A 24521-nucleotide genomic window follows, 5' to 3' on the forward strand; every position below is an offset into this window, starting at 1 on the left:
GGAAGGGTAAAAATGAAGAGTTATGTAAAACAGTATATTAATACAATAGAGAATCAAAAGAAATTAAGAAAAGATCAAAGGATGAAAAAACTCTTTTTGATGATGGCACTTTTAGCATCCAGCGCGATTGCAGTGATCATCGTATTTATCAGTATCAAAGGCATAGCACCTTTTCTTCCCAATTATACGTATGGCAGTGTTGATTTTCTTCCGTTTATAACTGGTATGACATGGCGCCAAGATCAGGGGATTTACGGTGTTGGATTTATTATCGTTAATACGCTCATTTCTGCTTTTGGGGCTATGCTGCTATCCTTTCCGATATCCGTGCTCACTGCTCTTTATATCGCAAAAATAGCGCCAAAGCGTATTGCCGTACTTTTGAGTTCTGTTATCGAATTACTAGCATCTATACCTTCTGTCGTATATGGCGTATTTGCTTCTGGTACGATCACTTTGCTTGTTAGTTCCTTAGCTGCTAATTTCGGTTTTGTTACAGCTGGGGGAAGTTCTTTATTGGCTGTTATTCTATTATTGGCAATTATGATTTTCCCTACAATTACAACCTTAAGTATTACGGCAATTCGCTCTGTCGATAAGGAAATAGAGCTTGGTTCATTGGCCTTAGGAGCTACAGCGACACAAACGCATTTTAAGGTTGTTTTGACAGCAGCGAAATCAGGTATTTTCGCAGGCGCCATTTTAGGTATTGGCAGAGCCTTTGGCGAAGCTACAGCTGTTGCAATGGTCGCAGGGAATAAGATGTTCGGCCCAACCTTTCATTTGTTTGATACTACCCGTACTTTAACAACGACTATGTTGGCCGGTTTGAAAGAAACGACCGGTTTAGATTATGATATACGTTTTTCTGCTGGATTGGTACTGATGGCGGTTATACTACTGTCAAATTTAATATTGAATCTAGTGAAGAAGAAAGTAGGGAAATTAAAATGAATGAAACTATGCGCAATCAAAAAAATAAACGTCGTTATACGGATGGTATATTGAACATGCTTACATATGCATCCAGTGCAATATGTGTATTGTTATTGTTGAGTATCTTCATATTCATCTTTAGTAAAGGTAGTGGTATGCTTGGAATGAAATTATTAACAGGCGATTATTGGGCAAAAAACTACATGACGAGTATCCAGGAGAAAAACAATCATCCCAGTACGTATAAATCACCTGAAGATGCCTCGGATGATATGTATTGGAGTGAACGTTGGGGTGTTGGATTCGTTGATGCTAGAAATGAAAATAATGAGGCTATCGTTCTTGTAGAAGCAATAGATGATGCTTCCCCATTTGCTCATCTTAAGGATGAAAGTCGTCAAAATAAGCCTTCCATAAGTGCTGAAAGTGGCTATTTATTAGAAAACTTATCCTATCAAACAACACAGGGAACTACACGCTTAGCTGGCAATATCGTTTCACAAGATGCGAAAACAGTAGCAAGATTGCTAGATCAAGATGCCGTTTCAATTAATAAAATCTATTTCAAAACACCTGGAGGAGGTATTCGTGGCTCATTACTTACAACATTGTATCTCATTATAATCAGCTTATTGATTGCGTTACCTTTAGGAATCGGCGCAGCCATATATTTGCATGAATATGCGGCTAAGAATAAAATCACTTCAGGGATTCGCAGTGCTATTGAGATGTTGACAGGAGTCCCGAGCATCATCTTTGGTTTAATGGGCGTCGCTGTATTATTCCCATTAACAAAATTAGCAGGAGCTGATACAACGAATGTTTTATTAGGTTCTTTGACAATGGCCATTATTTTATTACCAATCATCATTCGCTCTTGCGAAGAAGCATTAGCAATCGTTCCGCAAACACTGCGTGATGCTTCTTTATCATTAGGAGCTAACCAAAGTCAGACAATTTTTAAAATTGTGTTGCCATGTGCCGTTCCCGGCATCTTGAGTGGTGTTTTATTGAGTATTGGTCGTGTTATCGGAGAAAGTGCCGCATTAATATATACGATGGGAACCTATGTTAACGATAGTCCAACGCTGCTCTCCCAAGGTACTTCACTTGCGGTACATATTTATAACATCATGAGTAGTGAGCAACCCAATTTTGAATTAGCTTGTGCGATTTCAATTGTGATCTTGGTGTTTGTATTCATGTTAAATCTCTTGGTGAAATTGATGAGCCGGCGTTTCAATAAAGCCTGGTATTGAAAAAGAAGCAATGGAAAACCCTGAAGATGGTAAATCGTTTTATGTGTACAGAATATGGAAAGATAGGAGAAAAGACATGGATGAACAGATATTTCAAGTAGAGAAATTGAACTTATATTACGGAAAAAAACAAGCATTGATAAATGTGGATCTTACGATAAGAAAAAATCATATCACTGCATTGATTGGCCCCAGTGGCTGTGGCAAATCAACCTTTTTGCGCTGCTTAAATCGCATGAATGATGTAATTGAAGGCTGTCGCATTGAAGGGAGTATTGCATTAGATGGTGTTGATATTTATGATGCTTCAATGAATGTTGTAGACTTACGTACAAAAGTTGGTATGGTCTTTCAAAAACCAAATCCTTTTCCTATGTCCATTTATGACAACATTGCTTACGGTCCGCGTTGTCAGGGCATAAAAAAAAGAAAAATTTTGGATAATATTGTTGCACAATCGTTAAAAAAAGCTGCCTTATGGGAAGAAGTTAAAGATCGTTTACAGGATAGTGCTTTGGGAATGTCCGGAGGTCAGCAGCAGCGTCTATGTATTGCGCGTGCAATCGCTATGGAACCGGAAGTTATTTTAATGGATGAACCGACCAGTGCTTTAGATCCGATTGCGACAAGCAAGATTGAAGATTTAATGGAAGAATTGAAAAAAGACTATACGATTGTCATTGTAACACATTCTATGCAACAAGCATCACGTATCAGTGATGAAACGGCATTTTTCCTTTTGGGTGAAGTTGTTGAATATAATCAAACAAGCAAACTTTTTCAGCAGCCGGATGATAAACGTACAGAAGATTATATCACCGGACGATTTGGATAGGAGGTCAGATTATGGTTAAAATTGAAAAAGAGCTAGAAGTTAATGAAGACAGTGTTAAAAGGATGGCAGAAAGTGTTGTACAAATGCATGAAAAAGTTGTTTGTGTTTTGGAAAAACCAAGCCGTGAAATTGCTCTGGATATAGTGCAGGGAGATGATTTTATTAATCATTTAGAAGAAGAAATCAATGATCAATCCGTGCGCTCTTTAGCTTTATTATCACCGGTTGCCAGTGACTTGCGCAAAGTGGTGGCAGATATAAAAATAGCCAGTGAATTAGAGAGAATTGCAGATTATGCTAAAAATATTGCGGCTTTTTTAATTAAATCTGAAGTATTAGAAGAAAACGTGATGGCATATGCGGCGGCAATGGAAAAACGCTTTATTGAAATGTTGAAAGAAACTTTAAAGGCATATGAACAACGTGATGTAAAAGCAGCTTTTCAACTTCCTAAAAAAGATGAAGGCATTAACCAACTGTATGAGGAACTGAAACAGAATTTATTGCGACATCCGAATGAAACGCTGGTAGTAGAACTATTTGAAATAAGTGCCATGCTTAGAAATATCGAACGTGCTGGAGATCATACAAAAAATATTTGTGAACATATCATTTATATGGTAAAAGGGCAGCATTATGATTTCGGATAAGGATGATAGAAGTAATATCAGAAAAAGGCCTATAGCATTGGCAAGGTTCTGAAAAAATGTTGTAAAAAAAAGACCGTTTCTTGACTGAAGCGGTCTTCATCATGATAAAACAATTAAATGGCTTGTTCGGCTAAAGTTTTGTGCATTGGGATAGGTTCATTATCTTCTTTTGCAATGTTCCATATATGGTCACCAATACGCTCTAGGGTACCAAGGATATCAACATAAATACTTGCCGCAACACCGGATCCACAGACTTCACCAGCCATACGCTTGAAGTGACGCTGGCGAGCTTTTTCTTCAACAAGATCCAAATAATTTTCTTTATCATCCAACATTTTCAAATAAGACTCATCACGACTTGTGAAATAAGCCAAGGCCATCTCATTCATCTCTAAAACAGTTGCATACATTTCGTTCACATCACGAATTGCCTCATCGGTAAAGTTTCCTTTATCCTCATAGGTTAATTCAAAGAATTCATTTAAATTCATTGTCAAATCACCGACACGTTCTATATTTTTAATGACTTGCAGATTGGAAATGAATTCATCTGTGTCATGCTCACTCAAACTATTATGAGCAATATTTACCAGATAATCTGTAATCTTGGCATCCAGAGAATTGATGGCATCTTCATATTGTCGAGAGGCATTGCAATACTTGCCGGATTGTTTATTAAAATAATCTTGACTTGCGCGAATGCAATCAGCTGCTAGTTCACCCATTTTCACGGTAACCTGTTTACTAACACCTAAAGCTCCAGCTGGCAAGGATGCGGCCAGTTTGGGATCAAGTACATCCAAATTGAGTTCGATTTTTTCTTCTTCTCCTGGAATCACCTTCTTTATGATGTTGACCATGATATTGATGCAAGGGTAGGCGAGAATGGAAATTACTAAGGTACGCAAAATGTGAGCCATCGCTATTTGCATCATTGGGGAAATATGATACGTGGTACTCAAATTCGTGATCAGATCTACATAAGGATGTAATAAGAACATAAATAAGATAGAACCAACTACATTAAATAAAACATTAACGGCAGCGCTTCGTTTTGCAGAAATACTGCCGCCGATTGAAGCAAACACAGCCGTGATGGTCGTACCTATGTTACTACCAAAAACAAAAGGTAAAGCCGCCGTCAATGTCAAGGCACCAGAATCATAAATCTTTTGAATGATGCCGACAACGGCACTACTGGATTGGACAACAGCAGTCATTCCAATACCACACAAGAATCCTAAAATTGGTTGATCCTGCATGGTGGTAGCTAGATTTGCAAAGAAATCCAACTCACCCAATTTGCTCAATTCATCACCCATTAGACGAAGGCCAAAAAACAATAACCCAAACCCTAAGACAATCTGTCCCATATAGGTTTGTTTTTTACGTTTTGCAAACAATGTGATTAAGACACCGAGGAAGACAAAATATAATGCCAGTGTTTCAACTTTTAAACCAATCAGAAATGCCGTGATGGTCGTACCAATATTCGCCCCGATGATGATTCCAACCGATTGCTCCAAGCTCATTAAGCCTGCCCGGACAAAACCGATTGCGATAGCGCTAGTTGCTGAACTTGACTGAATAAATACAGTGATGATAGTACCGACCAAGATCCCTTTCCATGGCTTGTTTGTGTACTTATCGATATAATCTCTTAATTTTTCTCCTGCGATACTCTTTAGCCCGTCACCCATAAATTGGATTCCAAAAAGGAATAATGCCAATCCTCCGATAATGAAGTCCCAGCTGATGCTGGACAGGGTCAGGGTCTGTGCTGCGGTATGTATCATAAGAAAACCTCCCAAAACCTTTCTGAAACACTCTTATTTTAACAGAATTTTTACCTGATGTATACAGAACTTTTACATAAATGGTATCACAATACTTACATATGGATACCGCAAATGAAAAAGAAATGTTTAATTTAATATTAGTGATATCCATCTTTATCCTTAAAACATTCGATTGCTATGAAAGAATGCAAAAACTTATAGGAAGAGCATCATAAACCATGTTATAATAAAACAGTATGAAAGAGAGTGTGTTTCTTATGAATGTTATCATCAACAATCAAAGCAGCGAGAAACGCTGGAATCGTTATAAAAAAGATTTTGTAGCAATCGCCGAACGGACGAAAATGATATTATCTTTATCACAAGATTACAACGCTTCTATCATTTTTGTGGACCCCGCAATGATTCATGAAATCAATCGTGAGTATCGTCATATAGACCGTCCTACGGATGTTATCAGCTTTGCGCTAAAAGATGAAGAAGATACTTATGAAATGATGGAAGGCCTGGATGAATTAGGAGATATTTTCATAAATGTTCAAGCAGTGGTAGATCAGGCAGCGGAATATGGTCATTCGTTGCGCAGAGAGGTGTGTTTTTTGTTTACCCATGGTCTGCTTCATCTGTTAGGCTATGATCATATGGAAAAAGATGATGAGAAAATAATGTTTGCGTTACAGGATGTGATATTAGATGCAATCGTTCCTAAAAAAGTTCATAAATAAATTCCGCTATGCGTTTGCGGGATTGTTTGATGGTATTCGGCATGATCACAGCATTGCTTTACAATGTCTGATAGGCTTATTTGTTTTTATTGCCTGTATCTTTTTGCACTTAACAGTATGGGAATGGCTTGTGATCATTCTTATGATCGCACTGGTGATTGCCTTTGAATTTATCAATAGTGCATTAGAAACCATTACTGACAAAATCTCACCGGAATACTCATTGGAAGCCAAAAAAATCAAAGACTATGCAGCTGCCGCTGTATTGGTAATATCCATAGCAGCAGCTATTTCAGGAATCATTATTATAGGAGGTAAAATTTATGGAATGTTATGATGATATTTTAACGCAAGCATTCGCGGCGATGAAAAATGCCTATGCGCCATATTCAAAATATCATGTAGGAGCTTGTGTAAAGACAAAAGATGGTACATATATTCAAGGGGCCAATATTGAAAATGCATCCTATGGCTTAAGCAATTGTGCTGAACGTAGTGCAATATTTGCAGCTTATTCTCAAGGCTATCGCAAGCAGGATATTGTTTCTTTAGCAATTGTCAGCGATGGTAAACGGATCGGCACGCCTTGTGGAGCTTGTCGTCAGGTACTTGTGGAGCTATTAGAAAAGGATACACCGATTGTTTTAAGCAATGGAAAAGATACATTGGTGACAACGATTGCGGAATTATTGCCAATGAGTTTTGACAGTGAGGATCTATCATGAGTTATAAATCAGGATTTATCGCTATTATCGGACGTCCGAATGCTGGTAAAAGCACACTGCTTAATGCACTATTAAATGAGAAGATTGCTATTACCACCCCGAAACCGCAAACAACCAGAAACAATATTAGTGGAATACTGACCAGAGAGGATGCGCAATTTATCTTTACGGATACACCGGGAATCCATAAGCCTAAACATGAGCTAGGGAAAACATTAAATCGTAATGCTTATACAGCAATTGCAGAAGCTGATGTTAATTTCTGGGTCGTGGATGCTACACAAAGCTTTGGCAGTGGGGATGAATTTTTATTAGAAAAAATTAAAAAATCGCATATCCCATGTTTTTTGATCTTAAATAAAATTGATCTTTTAGACAAAGAAAAACTAATTCGTACTCTGCAACAATGGCAAGAACGTCACACGTTTGCAGAAATTTTTCCCGTCAGCGCTTTGCAAAAGGATAATCTGAATGACTTACTGGAAGTCACGAAGGGATATTTAGAAGAAGGACCGAAATTTTTCCCAGATGAAATGGTGAGTGATCACGGCGAACAATTTCAGATAGCTGAAATCATTCGTGAGAAGGTTTTGTATAAAACTAATGAAGAAGTTCCTCATTCCGTAGCAGTCGTTATTGAAAGAAAAGAAGAAACAGCTACCGCTGTTTTCTTACAGGCTCTTATTGTCGTGGAACGCACATCGCAAAAAGCTATTTTGATAGGAAAACAGGCGGCGATGATTCGCAGCATTCGCTTAGCTGCGCAAAAAGAATTGAAAGAGAAATTTCATAAAAAAGTAGAACTTGAATTATATGTGCGTGTAGAAAAGAATTGGCGCAATCGCAGTAACAAATTGCAGCAATTCGGCTATTTAGAATTAGAGGATACGCATGAAGGATGAGTTAGAAGGCATCATCATTCGTTATCAGGAATATCGTGAACACGATGCTATCTTACATGTGCTTTGTCGAAAACGCGGCATTGTGCATGTGAATGCCAGGGGAATTCAAAAGGTGAAAAGCAAAAACGCTCCGGCATGTCAATTGTTCACCCATGTACGTATGCAGTTGCCTTTACAAGAAACACGCAGTATTTACACATTACGTAGTGCCGAAATTATCGAAGGCTATCGCCATATCCGAGAAGATCTATTAAAGCAAAGCATTGCCGCGTATGTTTGTGAATGTATAGATGCCAGTAAATTTGAGGAAGATGTATTTGAGGTCGTGCAAACGGTTTTGGATATCTTACAAGAAACAACGCATCCAATACGGATTTTATGTTTATTTCAAGCAATCATGAATCGTATGCATGGTATTGAACCTTACGTGGATGGTTGTGTGCGCTGTGGCAATCAAAAGGCAATTTATGCAATCTCCATAAGGGATGGTGGTTTCATATGTCATTCCTGCTACCGTATGGAACAGGATGCTATGCGTTCTAAAGAAGATTTGAAAGTATTTCGTTTGTTGTGTAAGGCGCATATGGAACATTATGATATTTTGAAAAGCTATCAAGCTTTTACCTATCAAAATTTTGAAGATTTGTATGCATTTTTTTATGAATACGCCGGAATATCTTTGAAAAGTGTAAAATTTTTAAAAACGATCATAGCAATGTAAGAATAGCTATTGTAATATTATTAGAATTAGGGATCAAGTTAATTTGATCCTTCATTTTTTTTGTGAAAATGTAATAGTGAATGCTTGATGAAATGTGAAATAGGGCTTTTTTTATCTTAAGTAAACAAATGTTTTCTAGGTGGAAAAAGAATTGGTGACAAAAGGAAAGCAGAACTCAAACAAAATGCGCAAACATCATGGAAAATCACACGATTCGCATTGACATTTTCCTTTAAAAAGTGTTATATTATAGTGTATTCTTGTAACTATTTTTAATTGTTCGCTAAGCATCATCAGCTGATGTGTTTTTTTTGAAAGGGGCGTATCTATGAACAGCGAAAAATTATTTGACACCGTCGTGGCCCACGCGAAAAACAGTGGTTTTGTTTATCAGGGTAGTGAAATCTATGGTGGTTTGGCTAATACCTGGGATTTTGGGCCGTTAGGTGTGGAATTGAAAGAAAATATAAAAAAAGCCTGGTGGCGCCGTTTTATTCAGGAATCACCATATAATGTCGGTATCCAATCCGCTATCTTGATGAATCCTAGTGTGTGGGTTGCCAGTGGACATGTTGGTGGATTTAGCGATCCTTTGATGGATTGCAAGGAATGTAAATCACGTTTCCGTGCTGACCAGCTGATTGAAGAAGCAACAAATGGTGAAGTCAGTGTCGAAGGATGGAGCAATGAAGCGATGATGGAGTATATCAATGAACATCATATAGCTTGTCCGAAATGTGGTAAGCACAACTTTACTGATATTCGTCAGTTCAACTTGATGTTTAAGACTTTTCAAGGTATTTTGGAAGATAGTAAAAATACCATCTATTTACGTCCGGAAACAGCGCAGGGAATGTTTGTCAATTTTAAAAATGTTCAGCGTTCTATGCGTAAAAAACTGCCGTTTGGTATTGGTCAGATCGGCAAGAGCTTCCGTAATGAGATAACGCCAGGTAACTTTATCTTCCGCACCCGTGAATTTGAACAAATGGAGTTGGAATTCTTCTGTCAGCCGGGAACAGATTTAGAATGGTATGAATATTATAAAAACTACTGTATGAAATTTTTGACAGATTTAGGGGTAGATCCTGAGCATTTGCGTTTCCGTGATCATACACCGGAAGAACTTGCTTTCTATAGCAAGGGTACTTGTGATATTGAATATAACTTTCACTCTCAAATTGGTTGGGGTGAGTTATGGGGAATCGCAGACCGTACAGATTATGATTTAAAACAGCATCAAGAAGCAAGTAAAAAATCATTAGAATATTTAGATCCTACAACGAATGAAAAATATTTGCCATATTGTGTGGAACCAGCCGTTGGTGTGGAACGTTTGATGTTAGCCTTTTTATGCGATGCTTATGATGAAGAAGAATTAGAAAATGATACGCGTATCGTTATGCATTTGCATCCTTTCCTTGCGCCGATTAAGGCATGTATTACACCATTGTCAAAGAAATTAAGCGAAAAAGGTATGGAAGTATTCCAGATGTTGGCGCCTGTTGCAAATTGTGATTATGATGATGCAGGAAGTATCGGAAAACGCTATCGTCGTAATGATGCGATCGGTACACCATTCTGTATCACAGTGGATTTTGAAACAGAACAAGATAACTGTGTAACCGTACGTGAACGTGATACGATGAAACAAGAACGTGTAAATCTGAATGATTTAGTATCATATATTGAAGAACGTATCAAACTATAAGCGAAAAGTGTGGTGTAGCGCATGGCTCGATTAAGTGAGCAGGAAATTAATCAGATTCGCGCCAAAGCTGACATTGTTGATGTCGTAGGACGCTATGTTCCTTTAACACGAAAAGGGCGTAATTATGTTGCTCAGTGCCCTTTTCATGATGATCATGACCCATCCATGTCAGTAAATGCGGATAAACAGATTTTTAAATGCTTTGTATGTGGGACAGGCGGCAATGTCTTTGGTTTTGTCCAAAAGTATGAAAAAATTTCTTTTATTGAGGCAGTCTATAAAGTGGCAGAGTATGCCGGAGTACCCATTGAGCATTCTTTGGCTCTTCCTGTCAAAAAAATCGACCCTCATTTAGCTGCCTTATATAAGGCAAATCAAGAAACAATTGAATATACGCACTATCAATTAGATACTTTAGATGCTCGTCATGTAAAAGAATACTTATATAAACGTAATCTTACTGACGCGATTATCAAAACCTTTGCAATTGGGTATAATCCTGAAGAAGATGCATTATATCGTTTCCTTCATGCAAAAAAAATACCGGATAGTGACATTTTAGCTGCCGGTCTTGCCCGTATGAGTTCTATGGGGATGAAAGATGTGTTTGCGAATCGTATCATGATCCCAATTCATGATGCAGATGGTCATCCTGTTGGATTTACAGCCCGCCGCATAAAAGAAAGTGACGAGGCGAAATACATAAATACAACAGAAACTGATGTTTATAAAAAAGGGGATTTAATCTTTAACTATCATCGGGCGAAACCAGAAGCAAGAAAAGCCAAAAAGGTCTTCTTGGTTGAAGGTGCAATGGATGTTTTAGCATTTGAAAAGGTTGGATTGCATAATGCGCTTGCTACTTTAGGAACAGCCATCACCAAAACACAATTGCAATTATTAAAGATGCTTCATGTTCCTATCGTTGTTTGTTATGATGGGGATATGGCAGGGAAAAATGCAACTTATAAGTTTGGGAAGATGGCCGTTCAGGAACAAATTGCATTTGAAATCGTCGATAATCGGTATGGATTGGATCCGGATGAGATCATTGATGCTTATGGTAAAGATGAACTGATCGCTCTCTCTTCACGTACCTTATCTTGGATAGACTTTCTGTTTGAATACCTATTAACAAGATATAACTTAGATAATTATTCACAGAAAAAAGAATTTGCTATGGAAATGGCTGATGCCATAAAGCATCTGCAGGATGACTTTGAAAAAGAAAGCTATTATATCCGACTTCGTGAACTGACTGATTTTGATATGCAGGAAAAAAATACTGCTATAAATGAACGACAGATTCAGAAAAAAGAAACATTTGGAAAACGAAGTTTTTTGACTTTTCCCAAAAGTGGACGAAGTCATGCCGAATACGAAATACTCTCGCAGATGTTAAGTGGTATTTCTGCCAGCAACTACTATAAAGAAGAATTAGGTTTTTTGAAGGATGATACTTGTAATAAGCTTGCAATCTATATCATCGATTATTATCGCACGCATACGCTCATGGAAATCGCTGATTTGTTAGATACCATCAAAGAAGAAACGGTCAAGACGTTAGCACTTGATATAGCAGATTGGGAGCTAGCAAGAGAAGAGGTAGATATGGAAGTATTGAAAGAAGCGGTAGAAAAGGTTAAGGACTGTTTCCTTGATGATAAGATCCAAATGCTGAATGAAAAAATCAAAACAGTGAATGATCCTATGGAAAAAGCCAAGCTTGCAGGTGAGAAAAACCAACTTATCAAAGAACGCGGAGAACGGCTCTGCCAAGGAAGGAAGTAGAGATATGAAAAAAACGAAAGCCAAAGCACAGCTGCAGGAATATAAGACATTAGATGAAATCAAAGATGAATTGCAGGAAGCATATCAGGTCAATAAGGTACTGTATCAAAAAGATATCATGGATGCGGTTGAACATTTAGATATGAGTGATGCAGACTTTGATGAATTGTTGCAGTGGTTCAGCGACAACGGCATCGCTGTCAAAGATGATGAAGACGATGTTGACTTATTAGATGACGACGCTCTTGTTGGTGATGATGACGACATTGATTTTTTAGATGATGAAGATGAAGAGGAAGACTCTTTAGCAGCAGAGATTGAAAGCTTAGAACAATCTTTTGCCAATTCTTCTCATACTAAGATTAATGATCCGGTTAAAATGTATTTGAAAGAAATTGGTCGTGTAGAATTGCTGGATCCGAAAGAAGAGCCAGAAATTGCCAGAAGAATACAGGCTGGAGATGAAGAGGCTAAGAAGAAATTAATTTCAGCCAATCTTCGTCTGGTTGTTTCTATTGCTAAAAAGTATGTAGGCCGAGGCATGCTGTTTTTGGATCTGATCCAAGAAGGAAATATGGGCCTTGTTAAAGCAGTAGAAAAATTTGATTATACAAAGGGATTTAAATTCTCAACATACGCAACATGGTGGATTCGCCAGGCAATTACCCGTGCCATAGCGGATCAGGCGAGAACAATCCGTATTCCTGTACATATGGTTGAAACCATTAACAAATTGACACGTATTCAGCGTCAATTGGTGCAAGATTTAGGAAGAGATCCTTCGGCAGAAGAAATTGCAGCGAAAATGGAAAACATTTCTCCTGAAAAAGTACGTGAAATTCAGAAGATTGCTCTAGAACCAGTATCTTTAGAAACACCAATCGGTGAAGAAGACGATTCACATTTGGGTGATTTTATTGAAGATAAAGAGGCTTTATCACCAGATGAATATGCGAACAATCAGCTGTTAAAGGATGAAATAAATACCGTATTACAAGGATTGACAGAACGTGAAGAAAAGGTGCTGCGTCTGCGTTTTGGATTATATGATGGAAGAACAAGAACTTTAGAAGAAGTCGGCAAGGAATTTAATGTTACTCGTGAACGCATTCGTCAAATTGAGGCAAAGGCATTACGTAAGCTAAAACATCCAACCCGTTCAAAACGTTTAAAGGATTTTGTTGATAAACCTTAAGATGAAATTAAGTAAACGATTAAAGGCTATTTACGATATGGTAAATAGCCCTTGCATTTTAGCGGATATCGGATGTGATCATGCTATGCTTCCAATAGCATTGATGCAAAGTGGGAAGTGCGAAAAAGCTTATGCCTGTGATATTCATATAGGACCATTGCAGCGGGGCGCAAAGGCAATTAAAGAAGTGCATCTTGAAGATCGGATCCATACCGTATTAAGTGATGGTCTACAGAATGTGGCGGATGATATTACTTGTATTACGATCGCTGGTATGGGGTGGGAAAGTATTACTTCCATACTGGCACAGGACATAGAAAAAGCACATCATTGTACACAACTTGTTTTACAATCGAATAATCATGTTGATGATTTAAGACGATGGCTGAATGAGCATCATTTTGTGATTGATGGTGAGGATCTGGTGCATGAACAGCACTATTATCAAATATTATCGGTACATAGCGGTGAGCAAACATTAACTGAAGATGAGATTTTGTTTGGTGTTTTTTTAGATCAACATCCTTTGTTTACAGAATATTGGATGTATGTTCTTGAAAAGAAAGAAAATATTTTGAAGCAGTTACAGCTACATCATGTTGGCTATGCTGATTTAAAACAGGATATACAACGTATAAAAAATAAATTGGCGCAATCAAAAAAATCTGTGTTTCCGGCTAAATAAGGCTAGAAACACAGATTTTTTACAATCATTATACAGTCTTAATAATCAAAACGTTAAATTCTGATGGCTATTTATCATATAGAGTACTTTATCTTTTTAAGCTTATTGCAAGATTTTGGCCACCTCTGTAATAGGTTTCGCCAATTTTGGTGTATAGCTGTTTAGATACTGAATCACCTGATTTGTCAGATAGGTTGGTGTGGAAGCACCTGCTGTAATAGCTACAGCTTTACAGTTAGCCAATTGTTCATCAGTGATATCGTGTACATCATCAATAAGAAAAACATTTGCGATTCCTTGCTCTTTTGCAATCTGAGCAAGGCGGTTGGAGTTATTGGAATGTTTATCACCAACTACATATAAGACATCTATTTCAGCAGCATCAAGCTCAGCTATGGCCTGTTGACGGATTCTTGTGGCATTGCAGATTTCTTCACAAAACTCTGCTTGCGGATATGCTTGAGCAATCGCGGTAAATAATGTTTCAATATCAAATATTGACATTGTTGTTTGATTTGTGACAAAAACCTTAGACATTGTCGTAGGCAACTGCTGAATATCTTCCATATTTGTTATTAAATGAACCTTTGGGCTTAATGAGATGACAGCTTCAGCTTCTGGATGAAAAGCTTTTCCAATATAGAACACATCATATCCTTCTTCTAATTTTGTTTGTACAATAGCTTGTGTCTTTACAACATCTGGACAGCTGGCATCAATACCAATTAAGCCAAGTTCTGCGGCCTTTTGCTTTACTGCTGGGGCAACTCCATGAGCAGTAAAAATAACTACACTGCCAGATGGTATCTCTTGCAGCAATGCTAATCTTGTTTTCGTTTTATCGTCAATGGTATGAATATGCAGTTGATCTAAAGCCTGCATAACAAAACGGTTATGTACTAACATACCTAAAACATAAATGTTTTTATCGGGATACTCCATCGCTGTTTTGCGAGCAAGAGCAATGGCTCTTGTGACACCTTTACAATAACCGCGAGGAGTGACTTTTATTACCTTCATAAGCGTTCCTCCTGTTGTTATTATACCGTATTTTATGAGTGAAAAGATAGGAAAATACTAGAATTTCGGGTATAATAAGGAAGTAAAAACAGTGTTTTTTATTTACAACAAAAAGGATTCATGTATAATAGAAGAGCTGCTTTTAAAAAAGGAGGGGCATTCATGAGTAAATATAGCGATTATATGTTTCAAAAACATACAAAAATGTTTATTGAACTTGAAAAATTTATAGAACCTACACCGATTCAACAGGCGGTAATCCCTATGGCTTGTAAAGGAAAAGATATTATCGGTATTTCAGCGACAGGGACAGGGAAGACACACGCTTTTTTGATTCCTATTATGGAAAAAGTAGACAGCAGTAAACCTTGTGTGCAGGCGGTAATCACTGCACCTACCAGAGAATTAGCCTTACAGATTTATCAGCGATGTGAAAAGATGAGTGAAGCGGATCCCAAACTCGTCATCCGTTTAATTACAGGCGGAATTGAAAAGAGCCGGATGATTGAACAATTAAAAGTTCAACCACATATTGTTGTAGGAACTCCAGGTCGTATTAAGGACTTGTTTTTAAACGAACAGGTCTTGCGCGTGGATACCGCAGATATCATGGTGGTGGATGAGGCTGATATGACTTTAGAGTTTGGCTTTTTGGAAGATGTAGATGCGATTGCAGGGAAGATGCGCAAGGACTTGCAGATGATGAGTTTTTCAGCAACGATTCCTCAGGAGCTGCGCTTGTTTCTAAAGAAATATATGGATCGTCCGCAAACTGTACAAATTGAAGAACAAAGTGCATTTCATCCTAAGATCCAACATATTTTAGTGCCTGTCCAGCATAAAACATATGCTGAAAAAGTATTAGAGATTTTACCTTCTTTTACCCCATATGTTTGCTTAATCTTCGCTAATACGCGAAGTGAAGCTGCCAATGTGGCAAGCAATATGCGAGATGCAGGTTATGGTGTAATAGAATTGCATGGAGATTTAACTCCAAGAGAGCGCACGAAAGCGATGAAGGATTTGTCCAATTTGCAAAAATCATATGTAGTGGCAACCGATATTGCAGCTCGTGGCATTGATATTGAAGGGATATCTCATGTTATATCGATGGGGTTTCCTAAAGAATTAGATTATTATATCCATCGTAGCGGACGTACTGGCAGAGCAGGACATGAGGGTATCTGTTATGCACTATATGAAAAAAAAGATGATACTGCTATACGTCAGTTAGAAGTTCGAGGCATTCATTTTGATCATAAAACCATAAAAAATGGTCAGTGGTGCGATTTAGAACCTTTGCATAAGAAGAAAGTACGCAAAGATGACCCATTAGAGAAAGAAATTGCAAAGATTGTTTCTCGTAAGAAGAAAAAAGTAAAGCCAGGTTATAAGAAAAAGCGTCAGCAGGAAGTAGAAAAATTAAAACGAAAAGCCAAACGTGCTATGATTCAAGAAGATATTCAGCGTCAAAAGAAAGAACGTGCTAAACAAAAGATGTTAGAGAAGAGGAATAGCGAATGAAAATAGGTAGTCATGTATCTATGTCTGCTCCTGAATATGTATTAGGAGCCGTAAAAGAAGCTATTTCATATGGTGCAAATGCATTTATGTTATATACAGGTGCACCTCAAAATACACGCAGAAAGCCAATGGAAGAACTGCGCATAAAAGAAGCACATGAGATCATGAAGTTACATGGTATAGAAAAAAGCAGCATGATCGTACATGCACCATATATCATCAATTTAGCAAATTGTGCGAAAGCAGAAACATTTGAACTCGGTGTTGATTTCTTGGCAAAGGAAATTGAACGTGTCAAACAATTAGAAGCAAGCATTTTGGTCTTACATCCAGGCAGTCATGTAAAGGCCGGCGAAGATGCTGGACTTGCTAAGATCGTAGATGGATTAGATCTAGCTATGAAACAGATTGGTGATGTAGAGATAGCAATCGAGACGATGGCAGGGAAAGGTAGCGAACTTGGCTATAATTTTCAGCATATTCGCTACATCATTGATCATGTGAAACATCCTGAAAATATCAAGGTTTGTATGGATACTTGTCATTTGCATGATGCAGGATTTGATTTAAGTGATTTTGATCTTCTTTTGAATGAATTTGATGCGATCATTGGGATAGATCGTTTAGCATGTGTACATGTTAATGATTCAAAAAATATTCAAGGTGCTCGTAAGGATCGTCATGCGAATATTGGCTTTGGCGAAATTGGCTATGATAAGCTGCATGCAATCGTACATAACAAGCGAATTCAAGATGTCGTTAAAATATTAGAAACACCTTATGTGGACGGACATGCACCATATAAGCATGAAATTGCAATGTTAAAACAAGGTGTTTTTGATGCGGATTTATTGGACAAGTTAAAAAATGAAGTTGTGTAATGCATTTGCTATTTTTAGATAAGACTATGTGTTTATTAAGTAAAAAATGATAATAGTTCAGCATACGTTAGATCTTAGTTCCAACTATTGAAAATGATAAGAAAAAAGTAGGTAAATCCTAATGGAATGCCTACTTTTTTGAATATCAATTATCTTTTTTGTGTTCTGCAGCAAATGATCGGATTTCCTGCTTTAAGCGTTCCACTATTTTATCCTGTGGAAGTTTTTCAATGACAACGCCTTTTTTTATTAACAATCCTTCTTGTTTGCCACCGGCAATCGCGATATCTGCATGTTTAGCTTCTCCAGGACCATTTACAGCACAACCCATGATAGCGACATTTATATCACAATCTATCGTTGTTAAAAAGGATTCTATCTCATTGACAACAGGTTGCATATCCCATGCTGTACGACCGCAAGTAGGACAGGCAATTAAATTTGGTGTATTTTTTAATAACCCGCAGCATTTTAATAATTGCTTTACAATTGTGATTTCATTTACTGGATCACCATTTACACTGATACGAATCGTATCACCAATGCCTTCATTCAATAAAGTACCTAATGCCATACTGCTTTTAATAGCACTACCAATAAAAGTACCAGCTTCTGTAACCCCTAAATGTAATGGGTAAGGGAAGGTATTACTTGCTAAGCGATATGCCTCAATACATAATAAGGGATCACTTGATTTAAAAGACAGACAAATATCATGAAAATCCAACTCTTCTAAAATTGCTACATGGCGTTTAGCACTTTCCATCATGCCTGCAGCTGTCGGTTTGCCATATTTTTCATGGATGTCTTTTTCTAAAGAGCCACTATTTATGCCAATTCGGATAGGAATATGATGTTGCTTGCAAACACTTACCACTGCTTGTACATTTTCTTTCGATCCAATGTTTCCAGGGTTTAAACGAATTTTGTCAATTCCATTTTCTACTGCAGCTATCGCTAGGCGATAATCATAATGAATATCAGCGACAAGAGGAATATGGGTGCGGTTACGAATTTCTCTGATTGCTTTTGCATCCTCTTCATCAATGATAGCCATGCGTACCAATTCACAGCCGCAAGCTTCTAATTGTAAGATTTGCGCAACCGTTTTTTCAATATCCTTGGTACGTGTATTGCACATACTTTGTATCACAACATGCTCGTTACCTCCTATCATAAGATCACGAACACGAATACTTCTTGTTTCGGTGCGAAGCATATAATATCAACTCCTTCATGTACCATTATAACAAAATTTATTTCTTTTACAATATGGTGGCATTTTCCATGAGATTTGTATTATAATAAGCGGTATACAGGAGGTGAATACATGATACGTAATCCATTTCGCGATCTGGATCATAAGAAATTACGCCGTAGTTCTGATGTTCTGCAGACGCAAAACGATTATTATAAAATTGTAAACCGACGTATTTTAATTTTTTCAATGATTGTGATTTTATTATTTTCAACAATAACGATACGTTTGGTCTTTATACAAGTGCGTGATCATGAAGATTATACAACAAAGTTGGTGAATTATTCTTCTCAACAACAGCGGTTTCAGACACCTCGTGGTGAAATATATGACCGCAATGGCAAATTGGTCGTAAAAACGGCTTCTGCGCATAACATTACATATTTTCCGCCAAAGGATGTAACTAGTAATGAAAAATGGGAACTGGCTCAGAAATTTGCCAAACAATTTCATATTAAGCATGAAACATTTACGAAAAGCGACATGCAAGATCTCTATTTATTCTTATATCGTGATGAAAACGGTAATGCAGATCGTACAGGGAATCATCTATTAAGTGATGAAGAATTAGCTACATTGACAAAAGCCAGTGATAAGGATAAACTTGTGCGTTCACGTATTACAGAAAAAATGGTAGATGAAATAGCTAGTGAAGAGGATAAAAACGCATTTAGTGTATATCTGTTAATGAATCAATCACCTAGTAATTCAATTAAGGTCATTGTTGAAGATGCTTCGAATGAAGATGTTGCCTATTTGATGGAGCATAAGGATGAGTATCGAGGTTTTGATGTGGACTTTGGTTCTTGGAAACGCGAATATCCTTATAAAGATACATTACGTGATGTCTTAGGTAGTGTCACTACCACCAAACAAGGTGTTCCAAGTGAAGAGCGTGAATATTATGAAGCATTAGGCTATTCTTTAACGGACCGTGTAGGAAGCAGTGGCTTAGAAAAGCAATATGAGCAGTTATTGAGTGGTACCCCTAAGGTGAGTGAAGTAACCTTTGAAAAGGATGGTACAGCGGTTTTAAATGAGATTAGTGCTGGAAAGAAAGGATATAATCTACATTTGACGGTCGATATTGAATTACAGAAAAAAGTCGATGATATCATGACCAGTATTGTTAAGCAATATGCTGGTACAAGTGGCCGTGAGGCATTTAACCAGGCCTTTGTTTTATTAATGAATCCAAATACAGGAGAGATATATGCATTAAGTGGAGCTGTTAAAAACAAAGATGGATCGATGACGAAATTCGCCAGTGGAACCTATTTGAATAACTATCAGGTAGGTTCTGTCGCAAAAGGTGCCACGGTATATATGATATTGAATGAAGGCGTGCAAACGGTAACTAGTACAGAATATGATACGACGATGAATATCGCCGGAGAAGAAAAAAGTTCATTTATGAATTTGGGTGTTGTAGATGCGGTGCGTGCATTGGAAGTTTCAAGTAATGTCTATATGTGGAAATCTATTATAAAGTTAGCAGGTGGCACCTATGTATCAGGGCAACCCTTAAATATTTCCAATGAGGCAACAGCCAAGACATTAACCAAGATGCGTCAATATTATTCGATGTTCGGTTTAGGAACAAAGACAGGATTAGATGTACCTAATGAAGCGTTAGGCATCATTGGCTATACACAGACGGCTGGTAACTTACTAGACTATTCTATTGGACAGTATGATACCTATTCGCCAATACAGTTGGGACAATATGTATCTACGATTGCCAATGGTGGTAAAAAGGTGCAGCCGAAGTTGGTGAATACGGCAAGTGAGGTTAACAGCAATTATACGATTTATGAAAATAAAACCAAGGTACTTTCGCAACTTTCAGGTAATTTGGATTACCTAAAGACCGTACAGCAAGGTTTCCGCGCTTGTATCACTGGAAATCATTGTGGTGTGGAGTTAAATGCCATGGATAAAGGTATAGCAGCTAAAACAGGTACCGCACAGGTAAGAGAATATAAAAACAATAAAGAATATCGTTATACAAATGTAAGTGAAATCGGTTATGCTCCATATGATGATCCGGAAGTTGCCTTTGTGTGTAGTGCACCAACCTCTGCTGCCGATTCTAGCAATCAGGAGGCAAGTATCTGTTCAACACAGATTTTACCGAAGGTTTTAAAAGAATATTTCAAAAAGTACGACTAATTTCGTAAAAAGTATTAGCATTCTTGCATATTGTATGATATAATTTTCAAGCAAAGTACGAGGAGGGACAACATGAGAGATAGAATCACTTTCAAATGTTCAGAATGTGGCGAAGAAAACTACATTGGAACACGTAATAAACGTAAAAATCCAGAACGTATGCAGATTCAGAAGTTCTGCCCACGTTGTAACAAGAAAACACTACATAAGGAGAAAAAATAAGAAGGGCCGACTACGGTCTTTTTTATTCGTGAAGACATATGAAATCAATTGAAACATTTGTATTAGGTATGGTTCAGGTAAATACCTATTTATTATGGAATGATAATCATGTTTTGGTAATCGATCCAGGTAGTAAATCATTAAGATTGCAAGAGGCAATCGACAAACGAAACGGTATTGTGGATGGCATCGTTTTGACACATGCCCATTTTGACCATATTGCTGGTGTTGATACGCTGGTGAATAAATACCATTGTCCATTATATATGAATGATTTGGATATACCGCTGCTTACCGATCCGCAATTGAATTTTTCAATAGGAGATCCAATCATCGTTCATACAAAGGCACAAGTACTAACCCCTGGTGAGCATACGATTGGTAAATTTACTTTCCGATACATTGATGCACCAGGTCACAGCGAAGGCTGTAGTATGCTATTATGGGATGATCATTTATTTTGTGGAGATGTGTTGTTTCAAGGTAGTATCGGGCGGACTGATTTAGCCACAAGTTCAAATACTAAAATGATGCAGTCTTTAAAATACATTAAAACCATGGACCCCGATTTGAAGGTATATCCTGGTCATGGACCTAGGACGACATTAAAGGATGAATTTCAATGGAATCCTTATCTGCAATTTTAAACAGCTATTGCTGTTTTTTTTCTTCCTTAGTTTAAAACACAATTTTACCATTGAGAATGAACAGCATGCTAGCAGGCTTTTTCAATTCTTTTAGTTTTGTAAAGGTTTGATTTGGTGTATAATGAATAACAAGTGAGGAGGATATGCTATGCACAAAAAAATTTGTTTGCTGATTGCTTTTTTATTACTCTGTACAAGCTGTTCCTCCAATCAACAGGATAAGGTCAAAGAGGCAATGGAATCCTATCCCAAATCTCCAGCTGTTACAGAAAACCAAATCCTATATCCTAAAGAGCTGGGCAAGGATGTTTTAAAAACAAAAATAGCTATCATTGACTATACCCAGTGCAATGATGGATATATTTATGTTCATGCGCAATTTAAAGATAACAAAAAAGTGAAAATTCAAATTGCGAAAGGTGAAACCAAATATAATTACGATTTGCACAAAGATGAAGCAACGGCATTACCTTTACAAATGGGAAGTGGTAATTATCTCGTTAAGGTGTTGCAACATATGGAACAAAACCAGTATGCCATCGTAGATGTGATTGAATTTCATGCCGATATAAAAGAAACTACATCACCTTTTCGTTATCCAAATCAAATTGCATGGTATGAAAAAGGTGATGACATCATTTCCTTTGCTTTAGATACCGTAAAAGATGCGGATAATGATTTAAAACGGATTCATGATATTTACAACAAAGTTGCACAAACGATAACTTATGATGATGCAAAAGCAAAGCAGGCTTCTAATAAATATATGATTCCAAATCTGAAAGACGTGCTGAAGCGTAAGCGGGGGATTTGTTTTGATTATGCTGCTTTGATGACAGCAATGTTGAGAATCAACCATATTCCAGCACGCTTGATTTGCGGAAATACGGATATCGAATATCATGCCTGGGTGGAAGTTTATGTAGAAGGACAAGGATGGGTCAATCCGGATATTTATGTAGATGAGGAAACCTGGACTAGAATTGATCCAACTTTTGCAGCGCAAAAGTTTCAATACGATGGATCTTATGATGCGGTTTATTATTATTAAATCGAGTAGGAGGTGTTAAGGATATGAATATAAATATGCAAAGCCGTCATATGTTGTTTCTTCAGTTTGGTTTGATACTTCAAGCAGGCTATGGTTTGGAGCAGGGACTTCATCTGATTGCTGAACAGCTAGATGAGCAGGAATTGAAAACACTGGTATGCCGGTTAAATGAAGAAAGAGAAAAGCAGCCAACATTGGCAGATGCTTTTGCTGCTTGTGAGGTATTTGATGATTTCACGATCCATATGATTTCCATAGGGGAAATCAGTGGTAATTTAGATGAAGTGATGTTATCATTAGCTGATTATTATCAGCGTATGGATGAAATGAGCAATCAATTGCGACAGGCTTTGAGCTATCCTATGATCTTACTGCTGATGATGCTTTGTGTAGTAGGTGTGGTTGCATGGAAAGTATTACCTCTATTTCAAGATGTATTACGTTCTTTGGGAAGTGATTTATCTACACAAGCAGTTATGTTTATGCAATTCGGAAGAATTTTTTCAATGGCTGTCTTTGGGCTTTTGTTGTTGCTAACAGCGGGTCTTATTGTTTTCTTATTGTATGCAAAACGCCAAAAAGAAGATGCTGCAACCTTATTTCTATTCCATAGCCCCTTTTTCAAAAAACTTCGTCATATTTCTCTTTTAGCGCAATTGACGTATGCACTTGCTATGCTTTTGCGCAGTGGCATTGATCTGCGTGAAGCAATGCAATATGCATGTTCTTTACTTCCCAATTGCGAAATCATTGATAAGTTGCAGGCTTGTGTTCAAGGTATGAATGAAGGTGAATCTTTTTGCGATGTGATTCGCAAAGAACAGTTATATGAAGGTCTTGCGTTGAATTTTATTGAAATAGGTTTTACCAGTGGAAAAGGGGAAGCGGTCATGCAACAGCTAAGTGATGAATATCAACAGGAAGTATCACATAAAACTGAACATTATCTTAATGTGATTGAACCAATCATCGTATTGTTATTAGCCGTAATCATAGGTGTTGTCTTATTATCTATCATGTTACCACTGGTGAGTATTCTCTCTTCACTATAGAGGTGTAACATGCAAAAAACACTACATGGACTGCTATTTCTTGGTATCTTATTGTTATTTGTGTTTGGTTTTCAATCAGCTGCTTCTTTCAACAAAAGAAATGAACAACAACAAATTACGGAAACCATTCAGAAATTAACTTTAAAATGTTATAGCATAGAAGGAAGATACCCTACATCAATTGCTTATTTAAAAGAACATTATGGTTTATTGATAGATGAAGAAGAATATCGTGTTAATTATCATTATGAAGGAGCAAATATCGCTCCGCATATCGATGTTTATAAAAAGGGGCGAATTTATGAAAACGCATCATAATCTGTATTTGTTAGTTTCGTTATTGTTACTGCTACTATTTGCGGCAGGCTCCTTTTCTTTATTATCTACGGAAATATTTGCTTATCGCCGTCTGAATGAAACAATCCAATCGCAAGAAGATGTTAGTCTTCCGCTTGCTTATGTGCATACAAAATTGAAACATGCCAGTGCACGGGGACAAGTTGCTTATGTGACAAAACCTATTACCTGTTTACAGATTAAAGAAAAAGAGACAGTAACCTATTTGTATTATCAGGATGGCTATATCAAAGAAATTACGGCTGTTTCCAGTTATCAACCTACCTTTGAAGAAGGAACTAAGCTGTTTCAAGTAGATGCTTTTACAATAATTGAGAAACAAGATTGTTTCCTTTTTACAGTTGAGAAAGATGGTAAAAAAGAACAGTTAAGTATATATCTGTATGGAAAGGCGGGATAG

At 37.3% G+C, this 24521-nt stretch carries 25 protein-coding genes; 22 read left to right on the plus strand and 3 right to left on the minus strand.

Going from position 1 to position 24521, the window contains the following annotated elements; all coding sequences use genetic code 11:
- Positions 1–12: 12 nt before the first annotated feature.
- From pstC to phoU, 4 genes are all read left to right on the plus strand, one after another.
- Positions 13–954 (plus strand): phosphate ABC transporter permease subunit PstC, encoded by a 942-nt coding sequence (pstC, locus tag EDD61_RS00505; RefSeq protein WP_132223207.1) that lies wholly within the window; start codon positions 13–15, stop codon positions 952–954.
- Entirely contained in the window at positions 951–2195 is a 1245-nt protein-coding gene (gene pstA, locus EDD61_RS00510; RefSeq protein WP_132223210.1) for a phosphate ABC transporter permease PstA, read from the plus strand. Before pstC ends, pstA begins: the two co-directional genes overlap by 4 nt.
- 76 nt (positions 2196–2271) lie before the next feature.
- A complete protein-coding gene (pstB, locus tag EDD61_RS00515; RefSeq protein WP_119983382.1) occupies positions 2272–3030 on the plus strand; it encodes a phosphate ABC transporter ATP-binding protein PstB in 759 nt (252 codons plus the stop codon).
- 11 nt (positions 3031–3041) lie between these two features.
- Positions 3042–3680 (plus strand): phosphate signaling complex protein PhoU, encoded by a 639-nt coding sequence (gene phoU / locus EDD61_RS00520; protein ID WP_119983381.1) that lies wholly within the window; start codon positions 3042–3044, stop codon positions 3678–3680.
- A gap of 113 nt (positions 3681–3793) precedes the next feature.
- Here the strand turns inward: phoU and EDD61_RS00525 are convergent, their stop codons facing one another.
- Positions 3794–5479: a Na/Pi cotransporter family protein gene (locus EDD61_RS00525; RefSeq protein ID WP_008688408.1), complete on the minus strand. Its 1686-nt coding sequence runs from the start codon at positions 5477–5479 to the stop codon at positions 3794–3796.
- 260 nt (positions 5480–5739) lie between these two features.
- On the opposite strand from EDD61_RS00525, the gene ybeY reads away from it, so the two are divergent.
- The 9 genes from ybeY to EDD61_RS00570 all read left to right on the plus strand — a co-directional run bounded on the left by ybeY (position 5740) and on the right by EDD61_RS00570 (position 13937).
- Complete coding sequence (gene ybeY, locus EDD61_RS00530; RefSeq protein ID WP_008688409.1) at positions 5740–6207, plus strand: rRNA maturation RNase YbeY; 468 nt, start codon at positions 5740–5742, stop codon at positions 6205–6207.
- A complete protein-coding gene (locus EDD61_RS00535; protein ID WP_119983378.1) occupies positions 6176–6544 on the plus strand; it encodes a diacylglycerol kinase in 369 nt (122 codons plus the stop codon). Before ybeY ends, EDD61_RS00535 begins: the two co-directional genes overlap by 32 nt.
- Positions 6531–6932 (plus strand): cytidine deaminase, encoded by a 402-nt coding sequence (cdd, locus tag EDD61_RS00540; protein WP_008688411.1) that lies wholly within the window; start codon positions 6531–6533, stop codon positions 6930–6932. Before EDD61_RS00535 ends, cdd begins: the two co-directional genes overlap by 14 nt.
- Positions 6929–7834, plus strand: coding sequence for a GTPase Era (gene era / locus EDD61_RS00545; protein WP_132223213.1), 906 nt, complete (start codon positions 6929–6931; stop codon positions 7832–7834). Before cdd ends, era begins: the two co-directional genes overlap by 4 nt.
- Positions 7824–8555 carry a DNA repair protein RecO gene (recO, locus tag EDD61_RS00550; protein WP_008688413.1) on the plus strand — a complete coding sequence of 244 codons (732 nt, stop codon included), beginning with the start codon at positions 7824–7826 and terminating at the stop codon, positions 8553–8555. The genes era and recO overlap by 11 nt, the downstream gene beginning before the upstream one ends.
- Positions 8556–8883: 328 nt before the next feature.
- Positions 8884–10266: a glycine--tRNA ligase gene (locus tag EDD61_RS00555; protein WP_008688414.1), complete on the plus strand. Its 1383-nt coding sequence runs from the start codon at positions 8884–8886 to the stop codon at positions 10264–10266.
- Between the two features lie 21 nt (positions 10267–10287).
- The gene (gene dnaG, locus EDD61_RS00560) at positions 10288–12057 is read left to right on the plus strand and encodes a DNA primase (RefSeq protein ID WP_008688416.1); all 1770 of its coding nucleotides are present in this window, start codon (positions 10288–10290) and stop codon (positions 12055–12057) included.
- A gap of 4 nt (positions 12058–12061) precedes the next feature.
- On the plus strand, positions 12062–13252 hold the full coding sequence (rpoD, locus tag EDD61_RS00565; protein WP_008688418.1) for an RNA polymerase sigma factor RpoD: 1191 nt from the start codon (positions 12062–12064) through the stop codon (positions 13250–13252).
- A 1-nt stretch (position 13253) separates the two neighbouring features.
- Positions 13254–13937 (plus strand): tRNA (adenine(22)-N(1))-methyltransferase, encoded by a 684-nt coding sequence (locus tag EDD61_RS00570; RefSeq protein ID WP_132223216.1) that lies wholly within the window; start codon positions 13254–13256, stop codon positions 13935–13937.
- 102 nt (positions 13938–14039) lie between these two features.
- Here the strand turns inward: EDD61_RS00570 and ispH are convergent, their stop codons facing one another.
- Positions 14040–14957: a 4-hydroxy-3-methylbut-2-enyl diphosphate reductase gene (gene ispH / locus EDD61_RS00575; protein WP_008688423.1), complete on the minus strand. Its 918-nt coding sequence runs from the start codon at positions 14955–14957 to the stop codon at positions 14040–14042.
- A 162-nt stretch (positions 14958–15119) separates the two neighbouring features.
- Here ispH and EDD61_RS00580 point away from each other — a divergent pair, with 162 nt between their 5' ends.
- A complete protein-coding gene (locus tag EDD61_RS00580) occupies positions 15120–16481 on the plus strand; it encodes a DEAD/DEAH box helicase (RefSeq protein WP_132223219.1) in 1362 nt (453 codons plus the stop codon).
- Positions 16478–17362 carry a deoxyribonuclease IV gene (locus tag EDD61_RS00585; RefSeq protein ID WP_132223222.1) on the plus strand — a complete coding sequence of 295 codons (885 nt, stop codon included), beginning with the start codon at positions 16478–16480 and terminating at the stop codon, positions 17360–17362. Before EDD61_RS00580 ends, EDD61_RS00585 begins: the two co-directional genes overlap by 4 nt.
- Before the next feature lie 145 nt (positions 17363–17507).
- Here EDD61_RS00585 and ispG read toward each other — a convergent pair whose 3' ends face one another.
- Positions 17508–18581: a flavodoxin-dependent (E)-4-hydroxy-3-methylbut-2-enyl-diphosphate synthase gene (gene ispG, locus EDD61_RS00590; protein WP_132223225.1), complete on the minus strand. Its 1074-nt coding sequence runs from the start codon at positions 18579–18581 to the stop codon at positions 17508–17510.
- Positions 18582–18692: 111 nt separating this feature from the next.
- On the opposite strand from ispG, the gene EDD61_RS00595 reads away from it, so the two are divergent.
- The 7 genes from EDD61_RS00595 (at position 18693) to EDD61_RS00625 (ending at position 24521) form a co-directional block, all read left to right on the plus strand.
- Complete coding sequence (locus EDD61_RS00595; RefSeq protein WP_008978393.1) at positions 18693–20792, plus strand: peptidoglycan D,D-transpeptidase FtsI family protein; 2100 nt, start codon at positions 18693–18695, stop codon at positions 20790–20792.
- 72 nt (positions 20793–20864) lie between these two features.
- Positions 20865–21014, plus strand: coding sequence for a 50S ribosomal protein L33 (gene rpmG / locus EDD61_RS00600; RefSeq protein WP_008688434.1), 150 nt, complete (start codon positions 20865–20867; stop codon positions 21012–21014).
- A gap of 38 nt (positions 21015–21052) precedes the next feature.
- On the plus strand, positions 21053–21661 hold the full coding sequence (locus EDD61_RS00605) for an MBL fold metallo-hydrolase (protein WP_119983373.1): 609 nt from the start codon (positions 21053–21055) through the stop codon (positions 21659–21661).
- A gap of 148 nt (positions 21662–21809) precedes the next feature.
- The gene (locus EDD61_RS00610) at positions 21810–22712 is read left to right on the plus strand and encodes a transglutaminase-like domain-containing protein (RefSeq protein ID WP_008688438.1); all 903 of its coding nucleotides are present in this window, start codon (positions 21810–21812) and stop codon (positions 22710–22712) included.
- Positions 22713–22735: 23 nt separating this feature from the next.
- Positions 22736–23764, plus strand: coding sequence for a type II secretion system F family protein (locus tag EDD61_RS00615; protein WP_132223228.1), 1029 nt, complete (start codon positions 22736–22738; stop codon positions 23762–23764).
- A 9-nt stretch (positions 23765–23773) separates the two neighbouring features.
- On the plus strand, positions 23774–24082 hold the full coding sequence (locus EDD61_RS00620) for a hypothetical protein (RefSeq protein ID WP_008688441.1): 309 nt from the start codon (positions 23774–23776) through the stop codon (positions 24080–24082).
- Positions 24066–24521: a DUF4860 domain-containing protein gene (locus EDD61_RS00625; RefSeq protein WP_008978390.1), complete on the plus strand. Its 456-nt coding sequence runs from the start codon at positions 24066–24068 to the stop codon at positions 24519–24521. The genes EDD61_RS00620 and EDD61_RS00625 overlap by 17 nt, the downstream gene beginning before the upstream one ends.

This window comes from Longicatena caecimuris (assembly GCF_004341945.1).
GTDB lineage: Bacteria > Bacillota_I > Bacilli_A > Erysipelotrichales > Erysipelotrichaceae > Longicatena > Longicatena caecimuris.